This is a genomic window from Streptomyces sp. NPDC015032 (assembly GCF_043080425.1).
In the GTDB taxonomy this organism is placed as follows: Bacteria; Actinomycetota; Actinomycetes; order Streptomycetales; family Streptomycetaceae; genus Streptomyces.
Genome location: NZ_JBIBVN010000015.1, coordinates 17,857 through 43,002, shown reverse-complemented (window position 1 = coordinate 43,002; position 25,146 = coordinate 17,857). Strand labels below are relative to the sequence as shown.

Annotated in this window: 21 protein-coding genes; 9 read left to right on the top strand and 12 right to left on the bottom strand. The window is 71.5% G+C overall.

All coding sequences use genetic code 11. The features are described 5' to 3' along the window. Nucleotides 1–22: 22 nt before the first annotated feature. Nucleotides 23–724, bottom strand: a complete 702-nt coding sequence (locus tag ACF08M_RS21820; protein WP_392186913.1) for a DUF4232 domain-containing protein — start codon at nucleotides 722–724, stop codon at nucleotides 23–25. Nucleotides 725–1,058: 334 nt separating this feature from the next. Between ACF08M_RS21820 and ACF08M_RS21815 the strand changes: the two genes are divergently transcribed. Continuing rightward, nucleotides 1,059–1,217 (top strand): hypothetical protein, encoded by a 159-nt coding sequence (locus tag ACF08M_RS21815; protein ID WP_392186912.1) that lies wholly within the window; start codon nucleotides 1,059–1,061, stop codon nucleotides 1,215–1,217. 425 nt (nucleotides 1,218–1,642) lie between these two features. Here the strand turns inward: ACF08M_RS21815 and ACF08M_RS21810 are convergent, their stop codons facing one another. Next, the gene (locus tag ACF08M_RS21810; protein ID WP_392186911.1) at nucleotides 1,643–2,242 is read right to left on the bottom strand and encodes a DUF1700 domain-containing protein; all 600 of its coding nucleotides are present in this window, start codon (nucleotides 2,240–2,242) and stop codon (nucleotides 1,643–1,645) included. Next, nucleotides 2,239–2,628, bottom strand: a complete 390-nt coding sequence (locus ACF08M_RS21805) for a PadR family transcriptional regulator (RefSeq protein WP_392186910.1) — start codon at nucleotides 2,626–2,628, stop codon at nucleotides 2,239–2,241. The genes ACF08M_RS21810 and ACF08M_RS21805 overlap by 4 nt, the downstream gene beginning before the upstream one ends. A 286-nt stretch (nucleotides 2,629–2,914) precedes the next feature. Here ACF08M_RS21805 and trpS point away from each other — a divergent pair, with 286 nt between their 5' ends. Next, entirely contained in the window at nucleotides 2,915–4,009 is a 1,095-nt protein-coding gene (gene trpS, locus ACF08M_RS21800) for a tryptophan--tRNA ligase (protein ID WP_392186909.1), read from the top strand. Between the two features lie 20 nt (nucleotides 4,010–4,029). Here trpS and ACF08M_RS21795 read toward each other — a convergent pair whose 3' ends face one another. The 5 genes from ACF08M_RS21795 to ACF08M_RS21775 all read right to left on the bottom strand — a co-directional run bounded on the left by ACF08M_RS21795 (nucleotide 4,030) and on the right by ACF08M_RS21775 (nucleotide 14,836). Beyond that, complete coding sequence (locus ACF08M_RS21795) at nucleotides 4,030–4,596, bottom strand: exonuclease domain-containing protein (protein ID WP_392186908.1); 567 nt, start codon at nucleotides 4,594–4,596, stop codon at nucleotides 4,030–4,032. Between the two features lie 90 nt (nucleotides 4,597–4,686). Next, nucleotides 4,687–6,678: an NAD-binding protein gene (locus ACF08M_RS21790; protein ID WP_392186907.1), complete on the bottom strand. Its 1,992-nt coding sequence runs from the start codon at nucleotides 6,676–6,678 to the stop codon at nucleotides 4,687–4,689. A 29-nt stretch (nucleotides 6,679–6,707) separates the two neighbouring features. Continuing rightward, nucleotides 6,708–11,777, bottom strand: a complete 5,070-nt coding sequence (locus tag ACF08M_RS21785) for a DNA repair ATPase (RefSeq protein WP_392186906.1) — start codon at nucleotides 11,775–11,777, stop codon at nucleotides 6,708–6,710. A gap of 105 nt (nucleotides 11,778–11,882) precedes the next feature. Continuing rightward, entirely contained in the window at nucleotides 11,883–14,051 is a 2,169-nt protein-coding gene (locus ACF08M_RS21780) for a flotillin family protein (protein WP_392186905.1), read from the bottom strand. A gap of 131 nt (nucleotides 14,052–14,182) precedes the next feature. After that, nucleotides 14,183–14,836 carry a hypothetical protein gene (locus tag ACF08M_RS21775; RefSeq protein ID WP_392186904.1) on the bottom strand — a complete coding sequence of 218 codons (654 nt, stop codon included), beginning with the start codon at nucleotides 14,834–14,836 and terminating at the stop codon, nucleotides 14,183–14,185. 275 nt (nucleotides 14,837–15,111) lie between these two features. Here ACF08M_RS21775 and ACF08M_RS21770 point away from each other — a divergent pair, with 275 nt between their 5' ends. Next, on the top strand, nucleotides 15,112–16,182 hold the full coding sequence (locus ACF08M_RS21770; protein ID WP_392186903.1) for a PucR family transcriptional regulator: 1,071 nt from the start codon (nucleotides 15,112–15,114) through the stop codon (nucleotides 16,180–16,182). 246 nt (nucleotides 16,183–16,428) lie between these two features. On the opposite strand, the gene ACF08M_RS21765 is transcribed toward ACF08M_RS21770, so the two are convergent. After that, nucleotides 16,429–16,884 (bottom strand): tellurite resistance TerB family protein, encoded by a 456-nt coding sequence (locus ACF08M_RS21765; RefSeq protein WP_392186902.1) that lies wholly within the window; start codon nucleotides 16,882–16,884, stop codon nucleotides 16,429–16,431. 306 nt (nucleotides 16,885–17,190) lie between these two features. On the opposite strand from ACF08M_RS21765, the gene ACF08M_RS21760 reads away from it, so the two are divergent. Together ACF08M_RS21760 and ACF08M_RS21755 are read left to right on the top strand one after the other, a co-directional pair. After that, nucleotides 17,191–17,652: a BlaI/MecI/CopY family transcriptional regulator gene (locus ACF08M_RS21760; RefSeq protein WP_392187020.1), complete on the top strand. Its 462-nt coding sequence runs from the start codon at nucleotides 17,191–17,193 to the stop codon at nucleotides 17,650–17,652. Nucleotides 17,653–17,659: 7 nt separating this feature from the next. Next, the gene (locus ACF08M_RS21755; protein ID WP_392186901.1) at nucleotides 17,660–18,622 is read left to right on the top strand and encodes a M56 family metallopeptidase; all 963 of its coding nucleotides are present in this window, start codon (nucleotides 17,660–17,662) and stop codon (nucleotides 18,620–18,622) included. Between the two features lie 92 nt (nucleotides 18,623–18,714). Here ACF08M_RS21755 and ACF08M_RS21750 read toward each other — a convergent pair whose 3' ends face one another. Together ACF08M_RS21750 and ACF08M_RS21745 are read right to left on the bottom strand one after the other, a co-directional pair. Continuing rightward, a complete protein-coding gene (locus ACF08M_RS21750; protein ID WP_392186900.1) occupies nucleotides 18,715–19,977 on the bottom strand; it encodes a cation:proton antiporter in 1,263 nt (420 codons plus the stop codon). Nucleotides 19,978–19,979: 2 nt separating this feature from the next. Continuing rightward, nucleotides 19,980–20,450: a cation:proton antiporter regulatory subunit gene (locus ACF08M_RS21745; RefSeq protein WP_392186899.1), complete on the bottom strand. Its 471-nt coding sequence runs from the start codon at nucleotides 20,448–20,450 to the stop codon at nucleotides 19,980–19,982. Nucleotides 20,451–20,796: 346 nt separating this feature from the next. Here ACF08M_RS21745 and ACF08M_RS21740 point away from each other — a divergent pair, with 346 nt between their 5' ends. The 4 genes from ACF08M_RS21740 (at nucleotide 20,797) to ACF08M_RS21725 (ending at nucleotide 24,335) form a co-directional block, all read left to right on the top strand. Then, a complete protein-coding gene (locus ACF08M_RS21740) occupies nucleotides 20,797–22,026 on the top strand; it encodes a helix-turn-helix domain-containing protein (protein ID WP_392186898.1) in 1,230 nt (409 codons plus the stop codon). A gap of 245 nt (nucleotides 22,027–22,271) precedes the next feature. Beyond that, nucleotides 22,272–22,550: a hypothetical protein gene (locus ACF08M_RS21735; protein ID WP_392186897.1), complete on the top strand. Its 279-nt coding sequence runs from the start codon at nucleotides 22,272–22,274 to the stop codon at nucleotides 22,548–22,550. Between the two features lie 106 nt (nucleotides 22,551–22,656). Further along, complete coding sequence (locus ACF08M_RS21730; protein ID WP_392186896.1) at nucleotides 22,657–23,979, top strand: UDP-glucose dehydrogenase family protein; 1,323 nt, start codon at nucleotides 22,657–22,659, stop codon at nucleotides 23,977–23,979. A gap of 26 nt (nucleotides 23,980–24,005) precedes the next feature. Continuing rightward, a complete protein-coding gene (locus tag ACF08M_RS21725; RefSeq protein WP_392186895.1) occupies nucleotides 24,006–24,335 on the top strand; it encodes a MazG-like family protein in 330 nt (109 codons plus the stop codon). Nucleotides 24,336–24,493: 158 nt separating this feature from the next. On the opposite strand, the gene ACF08M_RS21720 is transcribed toward ACF08M_RS21725, so the two are convergent. After that, complete coding sequence (locus ACF08M_RS21720) at nucleotides 24,494–25,102, bottom strand: helix-turn-helix domain-containing protein (RefSeq protein ID WP_392186894.1); 609 nt, start codon at nucleotides 25,100–25,102, stop codon at nucleotides 24,494–24,496. Nucleotides 25,103–25,146 lie beyond the last annotated feature (44 nt).

Sequence of the window (25,146 nt, the reverse complement as noted above, 5' to 3'; positions counted from 1 at the left end):
CAATGCACTTTCGATACGCGCTCTAGCCGACCGAGAAGGCGCCGAGCTTGAAGGAGTCGGCGCAGAGGCTGAAGACACCGCCCGGCGAGCCGTCCGCCTTCATCACGTTCACCGTGGTGCCCGCATCCTTCGGCAGCGCGACCTTGACCGTGGGCGATTCCGTCCTGCAGGAGAGGCGCGCGGTGCCCTCGGTGTTCACGTCGTTGTACATCACGTCGGCCGTCGCCGTGCCGCCCGCCGGGATGTCGACCGCATCCGAGCTTTCCTCGGAGTTGTCCGCGGAGACCGGCCCGCCGCCCTTCGCCTCATCGGTGACGGTCACGACCGTGGGACCGACGATGGTGCAGGCGGCGCCGGAGGAGTTGGTGATCCTGAGCGAACCGGCGGCCGCCTGCGACTCGCTGGCGTGGTTCGCGCTCTGGCGGAACTGCGCCGAGGTGTTCTGGGTGGTGCAGGCCGCGGTGGCGCCACCACCGGACGAGCTACCACCGGACGAGCTGCCGCCACCGCTCGAGCTGCTCCCGCTCGAGCTGCTCCCGCTCGAGCTGCTCCCGGACGAGCTGCCGCCACCGCTTGAGCTGCTCCCGGACGACGCCGCGGTCGAGGCCGACGAACCGGCGGCGGCGTCAGCCTCGTCGTCGCCGTTGCAGCCGGTGAGCGCGAGCGCGGACAGTGCAGCGAGCGCGCTGGCAGCGGCTATGCGGGTACGGGCACGAGTGCGCATGAACTTCCTTCTTCTCCATCAAAAAAACCTAAGAGCCAAACGAGAAGCAGGATGATCCATCAAGACGCACTAGTTGCATCCTGAAGGTAAAGAGTCACCAAGCCCGCACGAACTCCGCCCAAGATCGTCTCAAGAGACATCGCGCCGTGGCCCAGTACGGCTGGGTTCGCAACGACCTCATCTACTGGCCCGTCTGATCCGACCGCACCGTCTCCCGAAGGGGAGGGCGCCGAGCAGGGCGGGCACCCCCGAGGGTCCGCCCTGCTCGGGCGTTGAGATCGCCAGCGCACCGGGAGCGGGATGCGGCGGTCCCTCCGAGCGGCTGTCGCTGCCGGTGCCGGCCGCGCTCTGCGACATTTTCGAGTGCACCCCGGCCGATCTGATCGCCACCAAGGCGGAGAACGCCGCCGCCCGCAAGGTCACCGCCGGCGACGCGGTCGTCGACCTGTCGGCGGTCCGTCCCGAGCTCGCCCGCATCCGGCCCGAGGGATGAGCCGTACCCGCGTCCGCGCCGAGGACCTGTTCTGCGAGCGCGGCCGCCCCGCCGAACAGTTCGGCGGGGCGGCGCGATCACAGTGGAATCGAATGGGCTCAGGCTCGCTCGTGCACCTCGATGCCGTCGTACGTCCCGCCGGCACAGGTACCCAGCCCGGGCTCGATCTGCATAACCTTCCCGCCCCCGTCCAAGCACTGTCGCGGGAAGACCCAATCTTCCGCGTTGGCGAATCCCGCGCTTCCGAGCGTGAGAGCAACGGTCCCGGCGCACAAGGCAACCGCTGTAAGGGCACGACGCATGGGGGCATCCTCGGGTCGAATCGGTTGGGCAACCAGCCAATTGGATCCCCGTTCGGTGCCTTGCTTTCGGCATTCCTCCGATGGTGGGAGCGTCACGCTCGCATCCGTCGGTTGCCGAGGAACTCAGTCCTTGCGTACCTTCCAGAGCCAGGCCGAGCTGCCGAGAGCCAGGGCCGCCATCGACGCCATCACCAGCCACCTCACGTAAGCGGGCGGATCGAGGGGTACGAGCCCGAGGTTGAAGGCGATGGCGACGGCTGAGGGGACAAAGGCGGTCAGCGTCACGCCGACCCACTTCTGCTCCCAGGTCCAGTACCGGGACCTGCACAGCACGACGACCCCGATGATCCTGAACACCAGGCCCAACGGCCCCCAGAGCTGGCCCGGAACGAAGGTGATCAGAGGCAGCCACGCCACCACCCACGCGGGCGAGCGGCGCCTGGCCGCCTTCCCGGTGGCCGGCTCCGGCACGGCCTCGGACGGGGCATGGGCTCCGGGCCCGGACTCCTGGAGCGCGGTGGCGGCGATGGTGCGCGGGTCGCCCAGTTCACGCAGGATCTCCCGGCTGCTGCCGGGCCGCTCGGCGAGCGCTGTCTCGATGTGCTCGGAGAGATCGGCGACAAGCTCCTGGCGGCGTTCCGCGGGGAGCGCCGACGTCTCGCGTTCGACTGCCGCGAGGTACTGCCGGACCAATGCGTCCTCGGTGTCCTCGGTCTTCATCATCGCGCTGCCTCTCCAGATGCCTGCGTGCGCGCCTTCGGCGCGAGAATGTGATCGACCGCGTCCCGGAACTGCGGCCATGTTTCCGTGAACTCCGCGAGTGCGGCGTGTCCGGACTCGGTCAGCTCGTAGTAGCGGCGCGGCGGACCGGAGGCCGACTCCTGCCATGTCGTGACGACGAGCTCGTCCCGCCGCAGCCGTGACAGCAGCGGGTAGACGGTGCCCTGACTGGTCGCCAGCGCTCCGGTCTCCTCCAGCTCCCGCAGAAGCTCCACGCCGTACCGCGCCCCGTCACGCATCAGGGCGAGCACGCAGTACTCCAGCACGCCTTTGCGGAGCTGGCTCGCGGCCTTGCTCGCGGTGCGGTTACTCGTATCGCCGGGTTCCATGCAATGCACAGTACCTTGTTATGGGCAGGAGTGGAGAGGTGGGGGAGACAGTGCCGTCGAAACGCAGAAGTTCAGGTGTGGGCCGAGCCCGCCTCCGTTAAGCTCGCTCACATGACCTCCGTACCGTGCCGAAACTGGTGGCGCTCCTTCTAGGAGCGGCCGCCTCATCTGCACGGAACCAGGGCCGTTCGATATGGACGGCCCTTTTTCTCTGCCCTCGTACGGGTACGGATGCCGATCCCGGCGGGCCGTCCTCCACGCAACCACCACTCGCGAGGAGAGCCCCATGAAAACGGTGCACACGGTGAACACAGCCACCGCAACCGCGCCCGCGCCCGCCCCCGCGCCCGCCCCCGCCCAGTCCCGCAGTGCCGAACTGGAGGAGCAGATCGGGCGGACCCCCGGCCGGTTCCGGGTGATGACCGGGGACCGGCCCACCGGGCCGCTGCATCTCGGGCACTACTTCGGCACCCTCCACAACCGTGTCCGGCTCCAGGACCTCGGTGTGGACGTCTTCCTGATCATCGCCGACTACCAGGTGATCATCGACCGGGACCTCGCCGACCGGCTCACCGAGCACATGGAAGGGATGCTGCTGGACTACCTGGCCATCGGGATCGACCCGGCACGCTCGACGGTCTTCAACCACAGCGCCGTGCCCGCGCTCAACCAGCTGATGCTGCCCTTCCTCAGCCTCGTCTCCGTTGCCGAGCTGAACCGCAACCCCACCGTCAAGGACGAGATCGCGCACTCCCGGCAGTCCGCCGTCAGCGGGCTGATGTTCACCTATCCCGTGCACCAGGCCGCCGACATCCTGTTCTGCAAGGGCAATCTGGTGCCGGTCGGGCAGGACCAGCTGCCGCACCTCGAAGTGACCCGGACCGTCGCCCGCCGCTTCAACGAGCGGTACGGGGCGGTCTTCCCTGAGCCGGACGCGCTGCTCTCCGCCGCGCCGCTCCTGCTCGGCACCGACGGCACCAAGATGAGCAAGAGCCGCGGCAACTCCATCCCGCTCGGCGCCACCGCCGACGAGACGGCGCGGCTGATCCGCGGGGCGAAGACGGACGCCGAGCGGCACATCACCTACGAACCGGAGACCCGGCCCGGGGTGTCCTCGCTCGTGCTGCTGGCCGCGCTCTGTCTGGACCGCGATCCGCACGCCGTGGCCGAGGAGATCGGCGGGGGTGGTGCGGCTGTGCTCAAGCGGACCGTGACCGAGGCCGTCAACAGCCGGATGGCGCCGATCCGGGCCCGGCGCGCCGCGTACGCGCAGGACATGGCGTACGTGCGGTCGGTGCTCCGGGCCGGGAACGAGCGGGCGAACGAGATCGCCGAGGCGACGCTGGACGAGGTACGGGGGGTGATGGGGGGCGTGCTGTAGGCCTGTAGGCCGACGGCCGGTCAGTCCGCGGCCGGCCAGGCGCCCCGGGCCGCCACGTCCAGGATCAGTGCCGCGATGTTCCAGGCATCGTCCGCGCCGCTGTGGTGGCGGCCCTCCAGGGGGAGGCCCGCCACCTTCAGGGCCTGGGCCATGCCGGGGCGTTTGCGCAGGCCGTGGACGGCGGTGAAGGGGAGCTTGGCGTTGGTGTGGCGGTGGCCGAACGGATAGCGGGTTCCGGTGGCCCGGCACTGGCGGGTGAACTGGTTGCGGTCGTAGTCGCCCCAGCTGGCCCAGGGACGTGTGCCCGACTCGTGCTCGGCCGCCAGCAGGCGGCAGGCCTTGGCGAAGGACACGCCCGTGTCCACCTCGGCCTGGGTCAGGCCGGTCAGCTCCGTGCAGAACGCGCTGACGGTGGACCGGGCGGGCCGGACCAGGATCCGGTGGCGCGACAGCCTCTGCGCCGACCGCAGGTCGACGACCGTCAGCCCGATCTCGATGATCTCGCTCACCGCACCGGGCGGCGGCTGCCTGTCCCAGCACGTCGCCTCGATGTCGATCACGTTCAGGAGTGCGGGGGCCGTGTCCATGGGGGCAGGGTAGGGACCGGGGCACGTGCCGGGCATCCGGATTTCGGCGTCCACCGGCCCCCGCTACGGCCTCGGGACCACCGGCCCCCGCTACGGCCTCGGGGCCACCGGGCGGCGTCTGCGGAGGAGTTCGGCCAGGCCCCGCCGGGTTGCCGCGATCACCACGCGGCCCTGGGGGCGCAGCACGTACCCGGGGTGCAGATCCCAGACCAGGTTCGACGGGCGGTCCGGGGACGTGGGGGCGGGCGCGGTCAGGTCCGGGCGGCGGTCCTCGGGCGGGGTCGCGTCCAGGGCGAGGACCCGCCAGGCACCCGCCCGGAACGCCTGTTCCACCGTGCGGCCCTCCAGCTGCGGGTGTCCCGCGACCTCGATCGCCGCGAACAGCATCACCTTCCGTTCGACCGGGATCGCCCCCAGGATCTGGCGGCCCATCATGGCCACGGCGAAGGACGGAGCGGCCAGGTGGGTCACGGAGCGGGAGCGGGTCAGGGCCTGCGGGTGGGCGGTGCGCAGGGTGCGGTAGACGGCGGTGGCGAACTCGTCCTCGAACAGCCGCAGCGTGACGCGCAGATCCGGCTTGACCGAGCGGGCGTACAGCGCGGCCTCCAGGTTGGTGGTGTCGGCGCTGGTCAGGGCGAGGAGCGCGCGGGCGCGCTGGATCTTCGCCGCCTCCAGCACGCCCTCCTGCGTGACGTCACCGAGGACCACCGGGACGTGCAGCCGCCGGGCCACGGGGATGCCGCGTGCATCGGGATCGTCCTCCACGCACACCACGGGAATGCCGAGTTCACGCAGCCGGACGAGGACCCGCGTACCGATCTTGCCGAGGCCGAGCAGCACCACATGGCCGGAGAGACCGCGTGGCGGGCGGCGCAGGGAGGACGCCGTACGGAGCGAGCCGAAAGCCTCCAGCACGCCCGCCACGAGCAGCGGCAGCAGCATCAACCCGGCGACGCCCGAGAGGAGTTGGATCACCTGGCGGGCCGACGGGTCGCCGATCGCCGGGTCGCCCATGGCGAACAGGTCCAGCAGCGTCAGATACGCGGCGTGCAAGGGATCGTCGCCGGTGGTGAGCGTGGAGGCGATGGCGAGGCCCAGCACGGCCAGGCCGACGCCCAGTGCCGACCAGCGCAGCCGCGGGGAGAAGAACTGGCCGAGCGGTGCGCCCCTGCCGCCCATCCGGGGCGGCGGACCGGCCGGGCCCGCCCGGCTGACCGCTTCCAGGACGATCGTGCCCCGGCCCGTCGCGGCGGCCACCTGCCGTTCGTCGGGCAGGAGCAGGGGGCCGTCGTCGCCGCTGCTGTCGGAGCCCTCGGTGCCCGCCGGGTCATGGGCGGTGGAGGAGAGCAGCGCCAGGGTGCACAGACCGGGGTCGGCGATCCGGCCGTCCTGGGGCGGGGTCCGTTCGGCGGCGTGCAGCAGCAGGCCCTCGGCCTGGATGACCTTGCTGGAGCCGGTGAGCGCGGATGCCGCGAGGGCGGGCGCGACGGTGTCGGCATCGGAGAGGACGGTCGTCGAGGTGTCCAGTGCGCTGCGGTCGAACTCGGGCGCGGCGACGGCGGCGGCCTGGTCGAGCAGGGTCTCCAGGTACTGGCCCAGCTTGCGGTTGTAGAGCCTGATGACCAGCCGGAGCCGGGGGTTGAGCCGGCGGGCGGTCAACGCGCCGCGGATGTTGCGCTCGTCGTCGTCGTAGACCAGGGCCAGTGCGGCGGCCGATCCGACGCCCGCCTCCTCGAAGATCTCGTCGGACGGTTCCGCCGCCTCCAGGATGCGCACCGCCTCGACCCCGGCGTTGGTGTCGCCGTCCCCGGTGGCACCCGCGGGCCCGGTTCCGGCGGTGCGGTTCATCGCCTGCGACATCCGGCCGAAGAGCGCCGCCGCCCGGCCCCGGCCGGTCAGCGGCAGTTCCGGCCGGTGCGTGTCGCGTCCGGGCGGCAGGACGAGGGTGACCCGCTCCCCGTACACGTAGCGCAGCTCTCCGGCGAGCCGCTGGGCCAGCGCGTCGTCGCCGCAGACGACCATGTGTCCGCCGAACGGGGAGCGTTGGGACTGTTGGGGAAGTGGAGGCACGGAACCCAGCATGCCTTGCTCCTCCGTGTCGTATCCGTCGGTCAGCGATCTTCCTCGGGAGCGTCCAGGGGGCGTGCCGCGTGCCGGGCGTGCGGGCCGGCGAGCAGGTGGCGCGGGTCCGCGACCCGGACGATCGCCGATTCGACCGCCGCGATCCGGTCCGCGAGCAGCCCCAGCGCGGCGACCGCTCGCGTCACCGGGTCGCCGTCCGGGCCGCCGAGTGTCTGTGTGCGGACGTAGGAGGCGTTGATCGCGGACCGGCGCGCGGACTGTTCGGCGGTGAGCCGCCCGCGCAGCGCGGCGAGCTTCAGCAGGTTGGACTCCGCGCCGGTGGTCAGCGTCTGGGCCTCGCCCGCGTAGTGGTCGTCGATGACGGCGGACAGCTCCGCCTCGTTCATCACCGGCACGATCCGCTGGGCGATCTTGTTCATGTTGCGGTACGAGCCCTGGAGCTGGAACGGCGGCTCGGTGCGCGTCGCGTCCGTCTGCGCGGCCGAGGCGATGTACGCGGCGTTCACGGCCAGCACCGTGTCCCGGGCGGCCAGCAGATGGCGCAGGACCGAGACGATCCGGTCCACCTCGGCGGGTGCGTAGGGATGGTCGAGCCGGTCCGCGCCGGCTGCGTGCGCCGGGCCGGCGGCGAGCCGGAGGAACAGCGCGAGGTCGTCGCGGGAACGGCCGGCGAGCGGTGCCAGCACCGGGTTGGCGGTCAGCGCGTTCTCGACGAAGCTCAGCGCGAAGACGTCCTCGCGGCCGCTCAGCACCTCGCCGAGATTCCATACGTCGGCCCGGTTGGCGAGCATGTCGGGGACGCGGAAGCGCGCCCCGGACTCGGTGTACGGATTGCCCGCCATGCATACCGCGAACCGCTTGCCCCGCAGGTCGTAGCTGCGCGGTTCGCCGTCCCGGACGCCCTCGATCCGGCGGGTGGCGTCGCAGAGCGGAATGAACTTCTGGAGCAGTTCGGGCGAGGTGTGCTGGATGTCGTCGAGGTAGAGGAGGGTGTTGTTGCCCGACTCCAGGGCGAAGTTGATCTTCTCGATCTCCTGGCGGGCGGTCGCGGTGCGCGCCTGTGCCGGATCGAGGGAGGTCACGTCGTGGCCGAGGTTCGGTCCGCTGATCTTGACGAGGACCAGGCCGAGGCGGTCGGCGACGTACTCCATGAGCGTCGTCTTGCCGTAGCCGGGCGGCGATACGAGCAGCAGCAGGCCCTGTGAGTCGGTGCGCCGGTCGGCGTCGGCGGTGCCGATCTGTTTGGCGAGGCTGTCGCCGATCAGCGGCAGATACACCTCGTCCAGGAGGCGGTTGCGGACGAAGGCCGACATGACGCGCGGCCGGTGGTCGTCCAGCCGCAGCCGGGTGCGCTCGGCGGTGACGAGTGCGGTGCGCAGCCGCTGGTAGGCGCGGAACCCGGGAACGGCGGTGGTGCGGAACTCGGCGGTGCGGGTGAGGAGTTCGTCGAGGCGGACGGTGAGCCGGCCCCGGTCGACGCGCGGGTGGGTGCCGAGCAGGCCGTCCACGGTCGCGGTGAGCGGCGCGTCGCACTCGTACCGGGCGAGCACCGGCTCCGGGCAGAGTTCCACGGCGACGGCCTCCGCCAGATCGCCCGCGTCCATCTCCGTACCGCTCGCCGAGGCGTACGGGGCGAGCCAGCCCTCGACCAGCTGGCGCCGGGCGGGGAGGTCGTCGTGGAGGGCGGCGAGGTCCTCGTCGTACGCCGAAGAACCCGTCGTACGGCGGAACTTGTCGAGGAACGTACGGACGCCGGCGCTCGTGACGAATCCGACGGGGCCGCTCGTCAGCTCCTCGAAGAGGTACGCGGCGACGGCCCGCGCGTCGTCGGCCTCCGCGTCGTCGGCCCGCGCGTCGTCGGTCCGGGATTCCCCGCCCCGGGATTCCCTGCCCCTGGACTCCTCGCCCCGGGATTCCCCGCCCCGGCACCCGTCGGCCCGGATGGCGTCCGCCCATTCCTCCTGGAGGGCCCCGATGGCCGGGGCGAGGCCGAACGTCTCACGGGCGCGGGCCAGCGAGAGGGCCCGCCGGGTCCAGGAGGTACGCCGGGTCTCGTCCGTGCCGTACACCCAGAAGAGCTGCGCCGCCGCCCGTACGGCGGGCGGGCAGCGCAGCAGTCCGGCCCCGGCGTGCAGGCCGAGCAGGGCGGTGAGGATCGCGGTGGCGTCCTCGTCGTGTACCCCGCGCTGATAGCCCTCGTCGTAGGCGGACGCCGCCGACTCCCGTACCAGGGTGGCGAGTTCGTCGGCGTTCAGGGCGGCGAGGGTATCGGCGCCGTGCTCGTCCAGGAGCCGGGCGGCCAGGTGCTCGGCGCGGTAGACGTCCGGGGACTCGGAGGGCAGCGTCCGGTCCCAGTACGGGCGGCTCGCCTCGAACTCCGGGTCGGTGACCGGCGCCCGGTAGTCCGTGCCGGTGAGGGCGAACGCGAGCCGCTCCCCGTGCGGGACGAGCGTCAGGTCGAAGGGCTGGGTGTTCACCGCGAACCGGTGCCGGCCAAGAAGGATCGTGGCGCCGCCGTCCGCGTACAGCTCGCTGCGGTCCCGCAGCGCCCGCCCGGCCTCCTGGCGGGCTGCCAGCAGCTGCCCGTCCAGCTCCTCGGCGCGCACCGGGTCACCGAGTTCGCGCAGCTCGTCGGCGGTGCGGCGGATCTTGGCGACCATCGGGTCGGAGGCGAAGTACGTGTGGACGGCGTCCGGGTCGGACAGGGCGGCCAGCCGCCGGGAGACCGTCTCCAGGACCCGGGCCGCCGAATCCGCCAGCCGCTCCGCCCGCCGGGCGCGGGCGTCCTGCAAGGTCTGCTTGCGGGCCGAGAACGCCTCGTACACCTCCGTCCGCCGCTCGGCCAGCTCGGCGAGGAAGTCGTCGAACTCCGCGAACCGCGACTCCAGGTTCTCCAACTGGAGCAGCAGCCGGGCGAGTTGCTCATCACAGGCGTCCGGGGTGTCCGCCGCGGCCAGGGCCCCCGTGACGGCCTGCCCGAGCAGCGCGAACTCTGCCGCGAACTCGGCGCGGCCCTCGTGGTCCAGGAGTTCGCGACGGCGCGCGGCGAGGGTGGCACGGGCCCGGTTGACCCCGCCGAGCACCTCGGCGATCCGCTCCAGGATCGATGTACGGACCGTCGCGTCACCGATGTCGAGCCCGGCGACGACATCGGTGACGGTGCTCAGGCCGTCCGTCATCTCCGTCAGCCGGTCGCCGAGCGCCGAGGCGTCCACGACCGCGGTGAGCGCGGACGCCTCGGCGGTGAGGCGGTCGATGTCCTCGTGGTAGCCGGCGAAGGCGCCGTCCCGGCCGAGGAACGCGACGGCACGCTGGGCGGCCGATTCGATGTCGTCGGCCGTGGCGGCGGTGAGTTCGGCGATCCGCCCGGTGTCCGCGTACCGCATCTCGGCCAGTGTCGCCAGCTGACCGTGTGCGCGGCGCAGCTCGGTGAGCCGGTCGACCCAGGCGGCGGCCGAGCGCGGGGCCTCGCCCCGGATGCGGCGGACGAGCGTGGTGAGCCGGTCGGCCGTCCCGGCCAGCGCTTCGGCGGCCTGCCGGGTCAGCTCCCGCACCGTCTCGAACTCGCCGAGCACCTGCTGCGCGGTGTCCCGCAGCTCCGCCAACGGGGCCGCCAGTTCGCCCAGGTCGGGGTCGGTCAGCCAGTGGTAGCGGTCGGTGGCGCGGGTGCAGTCGGCGACCAGCCGTGCGTACACGGCGGCGGTCGGGGTGGTCTCGGCGGCGCTGTGCGCGAGCGCGAGGCAGTCGGAGATGCCGCGTACCAGATCGGCGTTGCCGACCCGGGCGAGCGGGCCGGACCCGGCGGGGCGGGAGGCGGCGTGGGTGTCGGAGACATACGGGGTGTGCCAGCGCTGCAACGGATGGACCCGGGCCAGTTCGTCACCCGTCGCGGTGGACCGCAGCAGGACGAGCGTGCCGTCGTCGAGCAGGGCGTGGCCGCGGCCCTGGAGCGGAGTGGCGACCTCCTGCCGGATCAGGTTGTAGGGCAGGAGCAGGCCGCGGCCGTCGTCGGGGGAGCGGAAGACGTAGAGGACGTCCTCGCCGTTCGGGGAGCGGACCGCGCCCTCGAAGACCGGGCCGGTGAGCGGCTCGGCGATGTCGAAGGTCTTCACGGTGCCGGTGGTGAGGTAGTAGCCGCCGGGGAAGATGATCCCCTGGTCCTCCGGGAGCCGGTGGCAGGCGGGCCCGATGCCGTCCAGGCGCAGGACCGTGCCGAGCAGCGTGTTGTGGACCAGGTACCGCCAGGACTCCTCGTTGTACGGGCGGACGCGGAGCAGGACCAGCGGTCCGATCGCGGCATGTTCGACATCCGCGTCGGCGAGGGACTGGAGCGGTTCGGCGACCGGTTCCTCGTAGATCCCGTCGGGGGCGTCGGTGTCGTCGACCGTCTTGACGGTGAGGGTGCCGCCCAGCGTGTCGACGAAGAGGACGGCGCCCGTGCCGTCCCCGTCCCCGCCCACGGCGATGTGCGGGTGCCGGCCGAGGACGTGGGACTCGCGGCCCGCGACGGTCCAGGTGAAGTCGTGCGACGGCGGGAAGACATGGTCGCGGTCGCCGCGCGCGTCGAGGAACGCCCCGGGCGAACCGTCCGGGGCGAGCGCCCAGCGCAGCACCCGGATGCCGTCGGCACTCTCCCCGGTACGGAAGACGGCGAGCAGCTTGCCGTCCACCCGGCGCAGCCGCAGGAGGCGGGCGTCGCGGTAGTAGCGGTGCAGGGCGGCGAATTCGCGTACGAAGGACTCGTCGTCGAGCAGCCCGCCGCCCGGGGCGACCTCGCCCAACTCGGGCTCGTACAGGGCGAGTACGTCGTGCACCTCGACGGAGTCCGCGGCCCCCGGCCCCCGTTCGAAGCCGAACAGCAGCCGGCCGCCGACGGCCACCAGGTCGCGGGCCACCAAGGCCCGCTCGGTACGGATCTGCTCGGTACCGGTCAGCCGGAGCTCGGTCGACCCGAACTCCTCGGTGCGCCGCGCGTTGAGCGCTTCGGCGCGGCTCGCGAGGTCGGCGGCCCGGTCGTTCAGGCGGCGGCGCAGCACGTCGTAGGTCCCCGCGTCCACGGGGCCGCCGGCGGGCGGTGCGGTCGTGGTGTCGGTGTCCATACGTACGGCTCTCCCTACGAGGTGTGTGGTGCGGGGTGGATGCGGCGGGCCGGGCCCGTCCGGCGGCCGGGGCGAACCGGCGGGCCGGACGGGGCCCGGTCCGTGCTACGCGACCGGCGACCCGTTCCGCGAGGCGGGTACGTCGGTCGCGACTGCCCCGGTCACCTCGGACGCGCCCGCCCCGGTCACCTCGGACGCGCCCGCCCCGGTCACCTCGGACACCGGAACGTCCGCCAGCCCCAGCTCCCGTGCCGCGGCCAGCAGTTGCTGCACCTGACCCGGCGCGACCCCCGCCCCGGGCGCCTGCATCATCCGCATCAGCAGCGCCGACACCGTCAGATTCTGCACGTCCCCCGTCGACACCGAGCCCAGCACCCGCGTCAGGTCGTCCGTGAACGACGACGTGCCGTTCAGCCACGGCCCCGCGAGCGCCTTCGCCGTGTCCGAGTTCTCGACGAACCCGTCGAGGCTCTTGCCCATCGAGATGGACGAGACGAGCCGGTCGAAGAAGACCGACTCCCCGCCGACGATGTCGATGTCGGCGTTCTCCAGCCCCGTGGCCAGCACCGTCGCCTGCGCCTCGGCGACCTGCCGCTGCACATCGAGCCCGGCCAGCCGGATCTCCTTCTCCGCGGCGAGCCGCAGCCGGTACTCCTCGTGCCCGCGCGACGCGTCGTCCAGCGCCGCCATCGCGGCGGCCTTCTCGGTGAGCCCGGCCGCCTCGGCCTTCAGCTTCTCGCCGATCATCGCCGCGTCGGCCGTCGCCTGGGCCTGTGTGCCCTCCGCCGCCGCGAGCGCCTTGAGCCTGGCTCCCTCCGCCTCGGCCTTGAGCCGGGCGGACGTGGCCTCGGCCTCGGCGAGACCGGCCTTCTCGATGACATCGGCCTCCGCCTCGCGCACCTGGATCCCGGCGAGTCCGGGCGCCGCGGACTCCGCCTGGATGCCCTCGGCCAGCCGCAGCTTCGCCTGGGCGTCCAGGTCCGCGGTCTTCAGCCGGGCCTCGGCGAGCGTCAGCTGCTCGGCGGCCAGGTGGGTGGCGGCGGCCTCCGCGGCCTCCGCGGCCTTGATGTCCTTGACCAGCTTCTCCTGGGCCTCCGCCTCGGCGGCGATGATGACCGACCTGCGGGTGCGCTCCGACTCCTCGACGGCGCGCAGCGTCTTGATGGACTCCTCCTGCTCCGCGACCGTACGGTCCACGGCGATCCGCTCCCGGATCACATCGGCGACCTCGCGGCGCTCGGCCTCGACCTCCTTCGTCGCGGCGATCCGGTCGAGTTCGGTCTGCCGCTCGCGCCCGATGACCTCGATCAGCCGGTCCTTCTCGATGCGCTCGTTCTCCACGGCGATGACCCGCTCGCGGTTCTTCTGCGCGACGGCGACCTCCCGGGCCTGGTTCTCGCGCTGGATGCCGAGCTGCTCCTCGGTGCGGATGAACGCGGCCTGGGCGCCGAGCCGTTCCTCCTCCTGGACCTTGGCGGTCGCGGCCTCCTCACGGGCCCGCAGCGTCTCGACCTCGCGGCGCTGCTTGATCTCGGCCTCGGCCTGCCGGCGCTCCAGCTCCAGAATGGTCTCCCGGGCGTCGACGTTCTGCCGGGTGATCTCCTTCTGCTCGGTGCGCTGGTATTCGTTGGTGCGGACGTGCTCGATCGCCGTCAGCTCGGTGATCTTGCGGATGCCCTGCGCGTCGAGGATGTTGGCGCCGTCGAGCTGCGCCATGGGGGTCTGCTCAAGGAAGTCGATGGCGGCGTCGTCGAGGTGGTAGCCGTTCAGGTCCGTGCCGATGACCCGGATGATGCGGTCCCGGAACTCCTCGCGCTTGGTGTACAGGTCGACGAAGTCGAGCTGCTTGCCGACGGTCTTGAGCGCCTCGGCGAACTTCGCGGCGAAGAACTCCTGGATCGCCACCTTGTCGCTGGCCCGCTCCGTACCGATGGACTGGGCGACCTTGATGACGTCCTCGACGGTCTTGTTGACCCGTACGAAGAAGTTGATGTGGATGTCGGCGCGGATGTTGTCCTGGCAGATCAGCCCCTCGCGCCCGGTGCGGCGGATCTCGATGGTCTTCACCGAGATGTCCATGTACTCGGCCTTGTGCAGCACCGGCAGGACGACGGCCCCGGTGAAGGTGACATCGACCTTCTTGGTCTTGGAGATGATCAGCGCCTTGCCCTGTTCCACCTTGCGGAAGAGCCTGCTGATGACGAGGAGCAGGGCGATGGCGATGAGCAGGACAACGGCTACGAGCACACCGAAGCTCAGGGTGATGGCATCCATGGCAGTCCTTGGCAGCTGGTGAGAAAGGTGAAGAAAAGGTGGGCGGGGCCGCTAGGGCGGTTCCCACGGGCCGGTGCCGGTGGGGCGGTGCCGGTGGGGCGGTTGCGGTGCGGCGGCGGCAGGGGGGCCGGTCAGCCGGAACGCGGTGGTCCCGGGTCCAGGGCCCTGTCGTACGGCGAGACCCAGAAGAACTCGCCCTCGTCGTCGTACGCGTACAGGAGCGCCGCACTGCCCGAGGCGAGCACCGTGCCGCTCGTGCCGCTCGTGCCGTCCGCGTCGCCCGCCGCGGTGAGCAGCCTGACCTGGACCATCGCGGTGGAACCGTCGGCCGCCGCGACCTCGGCCTGGCCGAAGTCGGAGCTGACGGAGCCGGTACGGATCGTGCAGACCCGGCCGAGGAAGTCCTGCCGCGACGGAGGAGGCTCGTCCGGGAAGCGCCGGCGCACCAGGCGCACCAGCACCCGCGTCACGACCCAGGCGGTCAGCAGCGCCCCGGCGAGCACGGCGCAGGCGAGCCCGGCGCGGGTGAGGCCGGTGACGCCGCTGCGGTGCAGCAGGACCGTACCGGTCAGGCTCGTGAACCAGCCGATGGCGACCATCAGGGACACCGAGACGGTGACCGGCACCCCGCTGATCCCGGCCGGGCCCGTATCGAGGTCCCCGTCGAAGGAGTGGTGATCGGCCGCGCCGGCCAGCACGAGAAGCCAGAAGAAGACGACCACGACCAGCGCGGCGCCGAACAGAACGGCCGGAAAGGCGGTTCCCGCGCTCAGGAATTCCTGCATCGGCCCACCCCCTGTCTGTTCTGCGGGCGGCTCGGTGGCGGGTGACCACGGTGCTACGGCGCCGCGCGTCGCGGCACCGCAGCAACCGGGCCTTCCCCCGTACCCCCGTGTCCCCCGAGTTCCCCCGTTTGGTGCTGACCGGATCGTGTCACTCGGTGCCGCGTACCGCACTGCCGGACTCCGGCAATCTTTACCCGTCCTTGATGCCGGGCACCGGCACCGGCTCATATGCGTTGAGTGGGTGTCAATGTCGCGTCAGGATGTGAGGAGTGCGTGTGACCGAGCCGGAGATTCCCGACGAGTATCTGGAGGGCTATGCCCGCATTCTGGCCGAAGTCGCCGCCACCGGCCGCAGGCTGACCCGGGACGAACTGGACGCGCGCCGCCTCCTGGGCCGGGAGGCCGCCGAGGCCGGATTTCAGCTGCGGGCCCTGGTCGGCCTCCATCTCGCGACGACCCGCACCGCCTGGCCGTGCGCCGCCCCCGGCGACGCCGCCTCCGCCGATGCCGTGCTGGCCGCGGTCGAGCAGGCCGTCGACGCCTTCGCCGCGGGCTTCGAGCGGGCCCAGCGGCTCACCGTGCGGCGCGAGGAGGCGGCCCGCCGCGAGTTCATCGACGACCTGCTGTACGGGCGCAGCGACTTGGGCCGGCTTGCCGAGCGGGCCACCCGGTTCGGACTGCGGCTCTCGCGCGCCCACGCGGTCGCGGTGGCGACGGGCCCGGAGGCGTACACGGAGACCGACTCCGTACCGCGTACGGTCGAGGCGGCGCTGCTCGCGCGGTTCAGCGGCCGGAAGATCCTGATCACGACGAAGGACGGGCGGCTGGTCTGTATCGCCCCCGGCAGCCAGCCCGACGTCCTGCGGTATTTCGCCAAGCAGTCGCATGCGGCGACGGACGGCGGCCGGGTCGCGGTCGGCCGCCCGCACCCGGGCCCCGGCGGTGTGGTCCACTCCTACGACGAGGCGCTCGAAGCGCTCGAACTCGCGGAGCGGATGAATCTGGACGAGCCGGTGCTGTACGCCTCCGACCTGCTGGTCTATCCGGTGCTGACCCGGGACCGGCAGGCGATGGCCGATCTGGTGCGCAATCAGCTGGGCCCGCTCCAGCGGGCCCGCGGCGGCGCCGAGCCCCTTCTGAGGACGCTCACCGCCTACTTCGACGCGGGCTGTGTGGCCGCCGAGACGGCGCGTCGGCTGTCGCTGAGCGTGCGGGCGCTGACCTACCGGCTGGAGCGGATCCATCAGCTGACCGGTTCCGATCCGTCCGACCCGATGCACCGCTACACGCTGCAGACGGCGGTCATCGGCGCCCGGCTGCTCGACTGGCCGGCCAAGGAACTGTGACCGGGGGGCCGCGCGGACGGAGCCGTGCGGACGGAGCCGTGCGGACGGGGGTGAAGAGCGGCCCGGCCGGACCGGGTCAGGAGCGTCCCGGTCCCGTGAAAGAAAAGTGGCCGGAGGTGCGCATCGGGGGAGTAGCGCACCTCCGGCCTGCCGGACGCGGACCGGTGGTCAGCCGGTCCGCGGTCGTTCCGGCGGTATGGGGGCGGGGCCGGACCGGTGGGCCGGTCCGCCGGACTGGGTGGAGACCTACAGGTCGAACTCGTGCGGCGGCAGGTCGAGGGCGAAGCACGCCTCCCGCACGACGGCCTGCTCCGACTTGTCGAAGTCGCCGTCGGCGCCGCCGATCACGATGCCGATCTGGATGACGGCACGCGCCTCGGCGGGCTTCTTCTTCGCCTTGCCGATCTCCTGGAGCACGCTGACCTTGCCGAAGGCGAAGTCGGTGGTGAGCTTGTTCACGTAGTCGTTGAAGCGGCGCTGCAGATCGTCCGCCGGGAAGTTCTGCAGAACTTCGTTGGAGGCGATCAGCGAGGCGACACGCTGGCGTTCGGACGGGTCGACGGAACCGTCGGCGGCGGCGACCAGGGCGCACATGGCCATGCTCGCGTCACGGAACGCCCCGCTCTTCAGGTCGTTCTTCTTCGCTTCCAGCTGCGACTGCATCGACGAAGCGGATTCCTTGATCCGATCCCACAGTGCCATGTCGTCGTCTCCATACGTTGCGTTGCGTTGTGTTGCCGGAACGGAAGCCAACTCTACAGACGTGTAGAAGTTAGCAGGGCGGGTGCCCGCTGTGTCCCGGAAACAGATGTAAGTAGGATGCTGCGACGCCGCAGCCGACGCGGTATCGCAGAAGGGCGGACCCAGATGGACTCGGCCAGGCCCGGCCGCCAATTGGACAACGAGCCGCCCCACGAAGAAGTGCCCGCCCCGGTACGCCCCGGCCCCATGCACCCCGGCCCCGTGCACTCCGATTCCGAACGCCCCGATACGGAACGCCCCGATTCCGTGAGCCCCGACAGCCGGCGGCTCCGCAGACGCGGGCAGGGCCAACTGGAGGCCCAGGTCCTCGCCGTACTGCACTCGGCGAACGGCCCCGCGACCGCGGGCTGGGTGCAGGAACACCTCGACGGCGACCTCGCGTACACCACCGTCATCACGATCCTCTCCCGCCTCTACGCGAAGAACGCCGTGACGCGGTCCCGCCAGGGCCGCTCCTACACCTGGACGTCCGCCTCCGACGAGGCCGGCCTCGCAGCCCTGCGGATGCGCCGCGTCCTGGACGGTGAACGGGACCGGGACGCCGTGCTCGCCCACTTCATCTCGGCCCTGTCCCCCGGCGACGAGGAACGGCTGCGCGCGCTCCTCACGCGGGCGGCGGCCCCGAACGACCCCGACGACCCCGACGACCCCATCGGTCCCGGCGGTCCTGGCGGTCCCATCAACTCTCCCGACACGGAAGGCCGATAGCGGTCCGATGGGCGTCTTCGTCTACCTGCCGCTCGTGCTGCCGCTGACCGCGCTGCCGATCGCCCGGCTGGCCGAACAGCATCTGCACCCGCGCAGCGCGACCCGGCTGCTCGCCGTCGTCGGCACGCTGCTCGCCCTGTGCAGCACCCTGTGCCTGGCCCTGCTGATGGTGGTCGGCACGGCCCAGCTCCCGGGCAATCCGCTGCCGGACGGCTGGTCGGACCCCGAGGTGCGGAACGCGGTGCCGTACGACGAGAAGGCAGGCATCGTCGCGATCGGGGTGCTGGCGGCGGTGCTCGGGGCATGCGGCTGGACGGCCTACCGCCATGTGCGGCTGCGTGTCCGGGCCGGCCGCGCCCTGTCCGCGGCCCCTTCCGTGACCTCGGGCGACGTCGCCCTGCTCCCGGACCCGGAGCCGTACGCCTACGCACTGCCCGGCAACCCGGGCCGGGTCGTCGTCTCGACCGCGATGGCCCAGTGCCTGGACGCCCGGGAGCGCCGGGCCCTGATCGCCCATGAGCGGGCGCATCTGGCAGGCCGTCACCACCGCTACCTGCTGGCCGCCCAACTCGCGGCGCGCGCCAACCCGTTTCTGCTGCCGCTGCGTACGGCGGTGGCGTTCAGCACCGAGCGGTGGGCGGACGAGGAGGCCGCGCGTGCGGTCGGCGACCGGCGGGTGGTGGCGGTCGCGGTCGGCAAGGCGGCGCTCTTCTCGCACCGGGCCCCGGACGCCTCGGTCGGTTTCGCGGCCTTCGCCGCTACCGCTCCGGGTCCGGCGGGGGGCCCCGTACCGCGCCGGGTGGCGGCGCTGCTCGCTCCCGTTCCCCCGACGCGGCTGTGGCCCCCGTCGTCCGCCCATGCCGCCCTGGCGGCGCTCGTCGCGACGGCGGGCACGGCGGTCTCCGCCCTGTCGTCGCTCAACGCCGCGGTGACGCTGGTGCAGATCCTGCACGCGGCGACCCCGCTGTGAGCCGTACGGAGGGGACGGGCCCGCCGGGGCGCCGGTAGCCGGGCGCGCTCCCGCCGGAGCGCGGCCACCACGCGGCGCCACCGCGGCCCGGCTCAGTCGACGGAGGAGGCGAACTCCTCCTGCGCGGCGGGCGCCGGGCGGCTCGCGGGAACGTCGCCGCCCGCCGTCCCGCCGCCTGCCGTCCCACCGCTGCTGTTCCGGCCCCGCCAGGCCTGGATCCTGGCCGCGACCGGCTGGGTCCAGCGGGCGGTGAGCGGTCCGACGATGACGAGGATGAGGACGTACGCGGTGGCGAGGGGCCCGATACGGGGCTCGGTCGCCACGGCCAGACCGGCGATGACGATGGAGAACTCACCGCGGGCGACGAGCGTTCCGCCGGCCCGCCACCGCCCGCGCGAACCGATTCCGGCCCGGCGCGCCGCGTACCACCCGGTGCCGATCTTGGTGAGCACGGTGACGACGGCCAGCAGCGCCGCCGGGAGCAGCACCGGCGGGATCGCGGACGGATCGGTGGAGAGCCCGAAGAACACGAAGAAGACGGCGGCGAACAGATCCCGCAGCGGAGTCAGCAGCTTGCGCGCCCCCTCGGCGACCTCGCCCGACAGCGCGATCCCGACCAGGAACGCCCCGACGGCCGCAGAGACCTGCAACTCCTGGGCCACACCGGCCACCAGGACGGTCAGCCCGAGGACCACCAGGAGCAGCATCTCCGGGTTGTCTGAGGACACGGCCCGGCTGATCAGCCGCCCGTGCCGCAGCGCCAGGTAGAGCACGAACCCGACGGTGCCGAGTGCGATGAGCAGCGCGATGCTGCCCCCGGCGAATCCCACGCCCGCGAGCATCGCGGTGAGCAGCGGCAGATACACGGCCATCGACAGGTCCTCGATGACCAGAACACCGAGGATGACGGGCGTCTCCCGGTTGCCCAGCCGTCCCAGGTCGGTGAGCACCTTCGCGATCACCCCGGACGAGGAGATCCAGGTGACCCCGGCCAGTGCGACGGCCCCCACGGGACCCCATCCGAGCAGCAGCGCGGCCACCGCCCCCGGGGTCGCGTTGAGCACGAAGTCCACGGCGCCGGACGGGTACTGCGTCTTGAGACTGGTCACCAGCTCCGAGGCGCTGTATTCCAGGCCGAGCAGGAGCAGCAGGAGAATGACCCCGATCTCGGCGCCGACGGCGGTGAATTCCTCACTGGCCCCGAGCGGCAGCAGCCCGCCGTCACCGAACGCGAGGCCAGCCAGCAGATACAGCGGGATCGGCGAGAGCCCTACCCGCCCGGCCAACCGTCCGATGATCCCGAGGCCCAGAATGACGGAGCCGAGCTCCACCAGCAGTGCGGTCGTGTCGTGCACGGTCAGCCCTCCGCAATGATCTCGGAGAGCGCGTCGACGCCCTCCCGCGTACCGACGGCGACGAGCGTGTCCCCGATGGCCAGCCGGAAGTCCGGTCCGGGCGACGGATGCGCGCTGTGGGTCCGCAGCACGGCCACGATCGACGCCCCCGTCCGCGTCCGCGCCTTCGTGTCCCCGAGCAGCCGGCCGCCGTACGGGGAGCGCGTCCCGAGCGGAATGTGCTCGGTGACGAGATCGATGCCGTCGGTCCGTACGGCATCGATGGGCGCGGCGTCGATGAGGTGGGCGAGGCCGGTGGCCTCCTGCGGTGTCAGGGGTACCGAGAGGCGGCACGAATCGGGATCGTCCTGGTCGTAGAAGCCGATGAACCGCCGCCCGTCGTGGTGGACGACGACGGAGATGTGCTGGCCCGACTCGGTCGTGTAGTCGTACTGCACGCCGACTCCGGGCAGCGTGGTGCGGTGGGTTCCCATGGCTTCCTCCCGAGATGTGCGGCGGTTCTTTGACGCACTTGGTGATCTCTTTATCTACCCATTACCTTATCCGGGGGGTTCCACCGCCTTAAGGGGTGCGGGGTTGCGGGGGTGCCGGGTTCTGATTCGGCACGCTTCATGCCTCGACATCGACCGCGGCGCACCTGATCTACGACGTTCTCCGGCGACGTCGTTGCGGACCCGCACATCGAGCAATCAATGGCGCAGCGATGTGCTTCCCGCCCCGATGGCCGACGTACAAGCAGCGGGTACCGTGCTCGTGACGAACTCGGTACGGACGGACCGGCGATCACGCCGGGCGGTCCGGCGGCTGGGAGGTGTCCTGATGCTGGAGGAAGCCGAGGAGATCGGTCGGCGCGTCCACAGGGCGAGGCTGCGGTTGGGCATGCCGCAGGCCGACCTGGCGACGACCCTGGGGAAGTCGCAGGGCTGGGTGTCGAAGATGGAACGGGGCCTGATCGAGCTGGACCGGGTCGGGTTGCTCAACCAGGTGGCCGCCGAGCTGCACGTGCATCCGAACGACCTGGTCGGGCGCCCGTACAACAGCTCCCCCGACGACAATCAGTGGCAGGTCGCCGCCTCGTCGATCCTGCGCGAGCTGCGCCGCTACGACCTCGCACCCGTCTTCGACGGAACTCCGCGGCCGGCGCCGCAGCTGTGGCGTGAGGTGACGCGGCTGCATCGGCTGCGGGACACCGCCTCCAATGTGGCGATCCTCCGGGTTCTGCCGGACCTGTTCCGTGAGGCGCGGGCCCTGGCGGAGGTGTCGCAGGGGCACGAGCGGGAGGAGGCGTACGCCATCTACGCGGTGGGCTGCAAGTTCGCACACACCGCCGCCCACTCCCTCGGTCACCCCGAGTTGGTCGCCATGGCATGCGAGCGGGCCGCGTGGTCAGCCAGGTTGTCCGGGGATCCGGTGCTGCCTGCGATCGCGGACTGGATGCGAGTCTGGGACATGTGGGCCACGGCGGACTGGGCCGATGCGCTGGCGCTCTCGGACAAGGCGATCACCTCGGTGCAGCAGGCGTATGAACACGGCGATCCGCTGGCCGTACGGGCGTGGGGCACGCTGCAGCTGCGAGCAGCGGTCTCCGCTGCCCGGGCCGGCCGCGCCTCGGAGGCGGAGGACCGGATCGGATACGCGAAGGACGCCGCCGAAGGCATGGACGCGTACACGGGGGCGCCGGTGTACGACCGGCATTCGCTGACGTTCTCCGCCGGGAACGTGCAGATCCACGCGATCAGTGTGGCCCTGGAGATGGGCGAACAGGGCAAAGCCCTGGAGATAAACCGCCGTACCAGCCCGGCGCTCGTGGGGTCGCTGCCCAACTCCCGTCAGGGGCACCACCACATGGACGTCGCGCGGGCCTGGTTGTGGGACGGGAACCGGGACAAGGCCCTGGTCGAGCTGGAGACAGCCGAGCGCATCGCGCCGCAGCTCGTAGGGAACCACCCCATCGCCCGCTCGACCCTCCGTAGCATCGTCTACGCCGAACGGGCCGTCACACGCGAGAAGTTGCGGCGCATGTCCGATCGCTTTCACCTGGATGGATAGGAGTCGTATTCCTCCAGCTCATATTCGGGGTCTGCGCTGTCCCTAACTTCAGGGCATGACCCGACGACGTTCTCCCCACCTTCCCTCGCAGGGAGCCGAGTGAGGAACGGCAGCTCCCTTCGTTCCCCGGCTCGGCGACCTCGCCACCGACACCGCGCGCGAAGGCCGTCTCGGCGTTGTGGTCGCCCTCCCCGGTGAGGGCTCCGCCACGACCTACCGCGCGCGCCGGTCTCGACGAGTGCTTCATGCGCCGGTATGACCAGGCCGTGCCCGATGTCGAGTGGGTCGACGGCGCCAAGGCCCTCCTCGTGGTCGGCCTGCACGCCGACCGACGCAAGGTCCAAGCCCGCGCCCGCGAACGCGGCATGAAGATCGTCTACCTGGACCCGGAGGGCTTCTGGCACGACGGCCAGTTCATGCCCTACCCGCTGGAAGGGCCCCAGGACGGCGACCTGGTGTGCCGGGCGACTGCCGCCGAGGCGCTGCCCGCACTCGCCGATCTCCTGAAGCAGCTGGCTGGTTGATCTGCCTGCAGGAAGAGGGACCTGCCGGGTGCGGGCGCTAGCGTGACGCACCCGGCCGGCCCGGACTCCCCGGGCGGGCGAGAACAGGGAAAGGAGCGTCGGCCCCATGCGCGTATCCGTCATCGGCTGTGGTCACCTGGGCATTCCCCACGCCGCTGCCATGGCCGAGATCGGCCACGAGGTCATCGGCGTGGACCTGGACCAGGCAAAGATCGACCGCCTCAACGCCGGCGAGTGCCCCATCTACGAGGACGGCCTGCCCGAACTCCTCACCACCCACACCGTCTCCGGGCAGCTGCGGTTCACCACCAGCCTCGCGGAAGCCGCCGAGTTCGCCGACGTCCACTTCCTCGCCGTAGGCACCCCGATCGACGCCGACGGACGGAGTTATGACACCGGGCAGGTCTTCGGCGCCGCCCGTGCCCTCGCACCGCACCTGACCCGCCCGACCGTCATCATCGGCAAGTCCACGGTCACCGTCGGCACCTCCCGCGACCTCGCCGCCCTCCTCTCCCGCCTCTCCCCGGCCGGAGACAAGGTGGAGGTCGTCTGGAACCCCGAGTTCCTGCGCGAGGGCCACGCCATCGAGGACACCCTGCGGCCCGACCGGATCGTCGTGGGCGTCCCTTCGGCCCGCGCCGAGGACGTCGTACGGAAGGTCTACGCACCGCTCCTGCAGGCCCAGATCCCGCTCTTCGTCACCGATCCCGCCACCGCCGAACTCATCAAGGGCGCCGCCAACGCCTACCTCGGCATGAAGATCTCCTTCATCAACGGCGTCGCCGACATGTGCACCGCCGCCGGAGCCGACGTCCAGCAGCTCACCGAGGCCATCGGTCTCGATCCTCGGATCGGCCGCGGTGGCCTCAACGCCGGCCCCGGCTACGGAGGCGGCTGCCTCCCGAAGGACGTCCGCGCCTTCACTGCTTCCGCCCGTACTCTCGGCGCCACCGAAGCCGCGACCCTTCTGCGGGCCGCCGAGGAGGTCAACGAATCCCGGCCCACCGCCGCACTGAAGCTCATCGAGCAGACTCTCGGCCGCCCCGTCGACGGCGTGCGCGTCACCGTCTGGGGCGCCTCCTTCAAGGCCGGAACCGACGATGTCCGCGAATCCCCCGCCTTGGCAGTCGCCGCCCTCATGCACCAGCGGGGCGCGATCGTCACCGTCCACGACCCGCATGCCGTACCCACGGCCCTGCGCCGCCACCCGGAACTCGACTATGCCGAAACCCTCGACGCCTCCGTCCAGGGCAGCGAACTGATCGTCCTGGCCACCGAGTGGCCCCACTTTCGCGAGGCCGACCCCAAGGCCCTCGCCCCACTGGTCGCGGACCCGGTCCTCGTCGACCTCCGCAACCTCATCGACGCCGACGCCTGGCGCATGGCCGGATGGGCTGTGCGCCAGCTCGGACGGCCCGCACACGAATAGCCGAACCCATCGATCGGAGGTCCGACGTGGACACCCTGTGGGACAACATCGAAAAACTCTCCGCCGTCTACCGAGCCGCGGGCGCCCACCTGCCCGACGAGGAGCTCAAGAGCCTCCAGGTCGGCAAAGTCGCCGAGGAGGCCGGCGAGGCCATGCACGCCCTCCATGGCCTGAGGGGCCTCACCACCTGCAGTGACGACCACGCCTGGTCCGAGGTCCAGAACGACCTCGTCGGCGCCGTCATCGCCGCCCTGCTGGCCATGCACTACATCGACCCCACCGGCGCCCGCGCCACCTTCGATGAAATCCTCCACCGCCGCACCCGCAGGGGACGCGAAGCCGCTACTGCGGCCTGACGCCCTCTGAACAGACCGTCGGCCGCGCCCACAAGGCGCGGTCGGCGGCTCGTGCTCGCAGGTGCGGTCCAGGCCTGGCCGATCCTGATCAGTGCGCAGCCGGTCGGGGCTGCCTGTCCGTTGCCCATGCGCCTCACCGTCTGCCCGCTTCACCTGCCTTATGTGCCTTGTGCGGGCCCTTGTTGAGATACGCCAGGACCCAATTCATGACACTCCCGATCGGTCCCGGCATCGGGACCGGTGGCATCGTCGGGTACGACCACGAAGCTGATGATGTGGCGGGTGCGGCCGTCACCGGGGGCGGTGTGGGTGCGGCGGGCGACGGCGGCTTCGATCTCTTCGACGAGTTCGGCGAATTCGTCGTCGGTCAGCCATACCGCGCCCTGCCGGTAGACGACACCTTCGCGGGCGGGATCGGCGTCGTCGCGGGCGAGGTAGCGGTCGAAGTCGGCCATCAGAGCCCCGGTGAACACGGTGAAGGACTGCCGGTGATCGTCCTTGGTCATGGCGGTGCGGGCGTCGGCGTCCACGACGGCTTTGTCCTGGCGTACCCGGTAGCTGCGTTCGACGGTGCCGCGAACCTGCCTTTCATGGACCACTTCCAGGATGCCCGCCTGGGTGAGGGTGGCGATGTGCCGGTACATCGTGGCCGGCGGGACGTCGGGCAGCCGGTCGCGCAGCTGTGCGGTGGTCAGCTCGTCGGCGCCGACCAGAGTTTGCAGGATGCGCATCCGGACGGGGTGGAGGAGGAGGTTCGCGGTTGCCATGACTCCAATGGTCTCACATCTGATAACGTTCTCGTAGTTGAGGA

What these genes read in the sequence shown, in the direction of transcription:
- ACF08M_RS21775 (WP_392186904.1), bottom strand. Translation starts at nt 14,836, where the DNA reads ATGCAGGAATTCCTGAGCGCGGGAACCGCCTTTCCGGCCGTTCTGTTC.
- ACF08M_RS21720 (WP_392186894.1), bottom strand. Translation starts at nt 25,102, where the DNA reads ATGGCAACCGCGAACCTCCTCCTCCACCCCGTCCGGATGCGCATCCTG.
- ACF08M_RS21820 (WP_392186913.1), bottom strand. Translation starts at nt 724, where the DNA reads ATGCGCACTCGTGCCCGTACCCGCATAGCCGCTGCCAGCGCGCTCGCT.
- ACF08M_RS21740 (WP_392186898.1), top strand. Translation starts at nt 20,797, where the DNA reads ATGCTGGAGGAAGCCGAGGAGATCGGTCGGCGCGTCCACAGGGCGAGG.
- ACF08M_RS21765 (WP_392186902.1), bottom strand. Translation starts at nt 16,884, where the DNA reads ATGGCACTGTGGGATCGGATCAAGGAATCCGCTTCGTCGATGCAGTCG.
- ACF08M_RS21790 (WP_392186907.1), bottom strand. Translation starts at nt 6,678, where the DNA reads ATGCTGGGTTCCGTGCCTCCACTTCCCCAACAGTCCCAACGCTCCCCG.
- trpS (WP_392186909.1), top strand. Translation starts at nt 2,915, where the DNA reads ATGAAAACGGTGCACACGGTGAACACAGCCACCGCAACCGCGCCCGCG.
- ACF08M_RS21785 (WP_392186906.1), bottom strand. Translation starts at nt 11,777, where the DNA reads ATGGACACCGACACCACGACCGCACCGCCCGCCGGCGGCCCCGTGGAC.
- ACF08M_RS21755 (WP_392186901.1), top strand. Translation starts at nt 17,660, where the DNA reads ATGGGCGTCTTCGTCTACCTGCCGCTCGTGCTGCCGCTGACCGCGCTG.
- ACF08M_RS21745 (WP_392186899.1), bottom strand. Translation starts at nt 20,450, where the DNA reads ATGGGAACCCACCGCACCACGCTGCCCGGAGTCGGCGTGCAGTACGAC.
- ACF08M_RS21735 (WP_392186897.1), top strand. Translation starts at nt 22,272, where the DNA reads ATGCGCCGGTATGACCAGGCCGTGCCCGATGTCGAGTGGGTCGACGGC.
- ACF08M_RS21810 (WP_392186911.1), bottom strand. Translation starts at nt 2,242, where the DNA reads ATGATGAAGACCGAGGACACCGAGGACGCATTGGTCCGGCAGTACCTC.
- ACF08M_RS21795 (WP_392186908.1), bottom strand. Translation starts at nt 4,596, where the DNA reads ATGGACACGGCCCCCGCACTCCTGAACGTGATCGACATCGAGGCGACG.
- ACF08M_RS21780 (WP_392186905.1), bottom strand. Translation starts at nt 14,051, where the DNA reads ATGGATGCCATCACCCTGAGCTTCGGTGTGCTCGTAGCCGTTGTCCTG.
- ACF08M_RS21730 (WP_392186896.1), top strand. Translation starts at nt 22,657, where the DNA reads ATGCGCGTATCCGTCATCGGCTGTGGTCACCTGGGCATTCCCCACGCC.
- ACF08M_RS21805 (WP_392186910.1), bottom strand. Translation starts at nt 2,628, where the DNA reads ATGGAACCCGGCGATACGAGTAACCGCACCGCGAGCAAGGCCGCGAGC.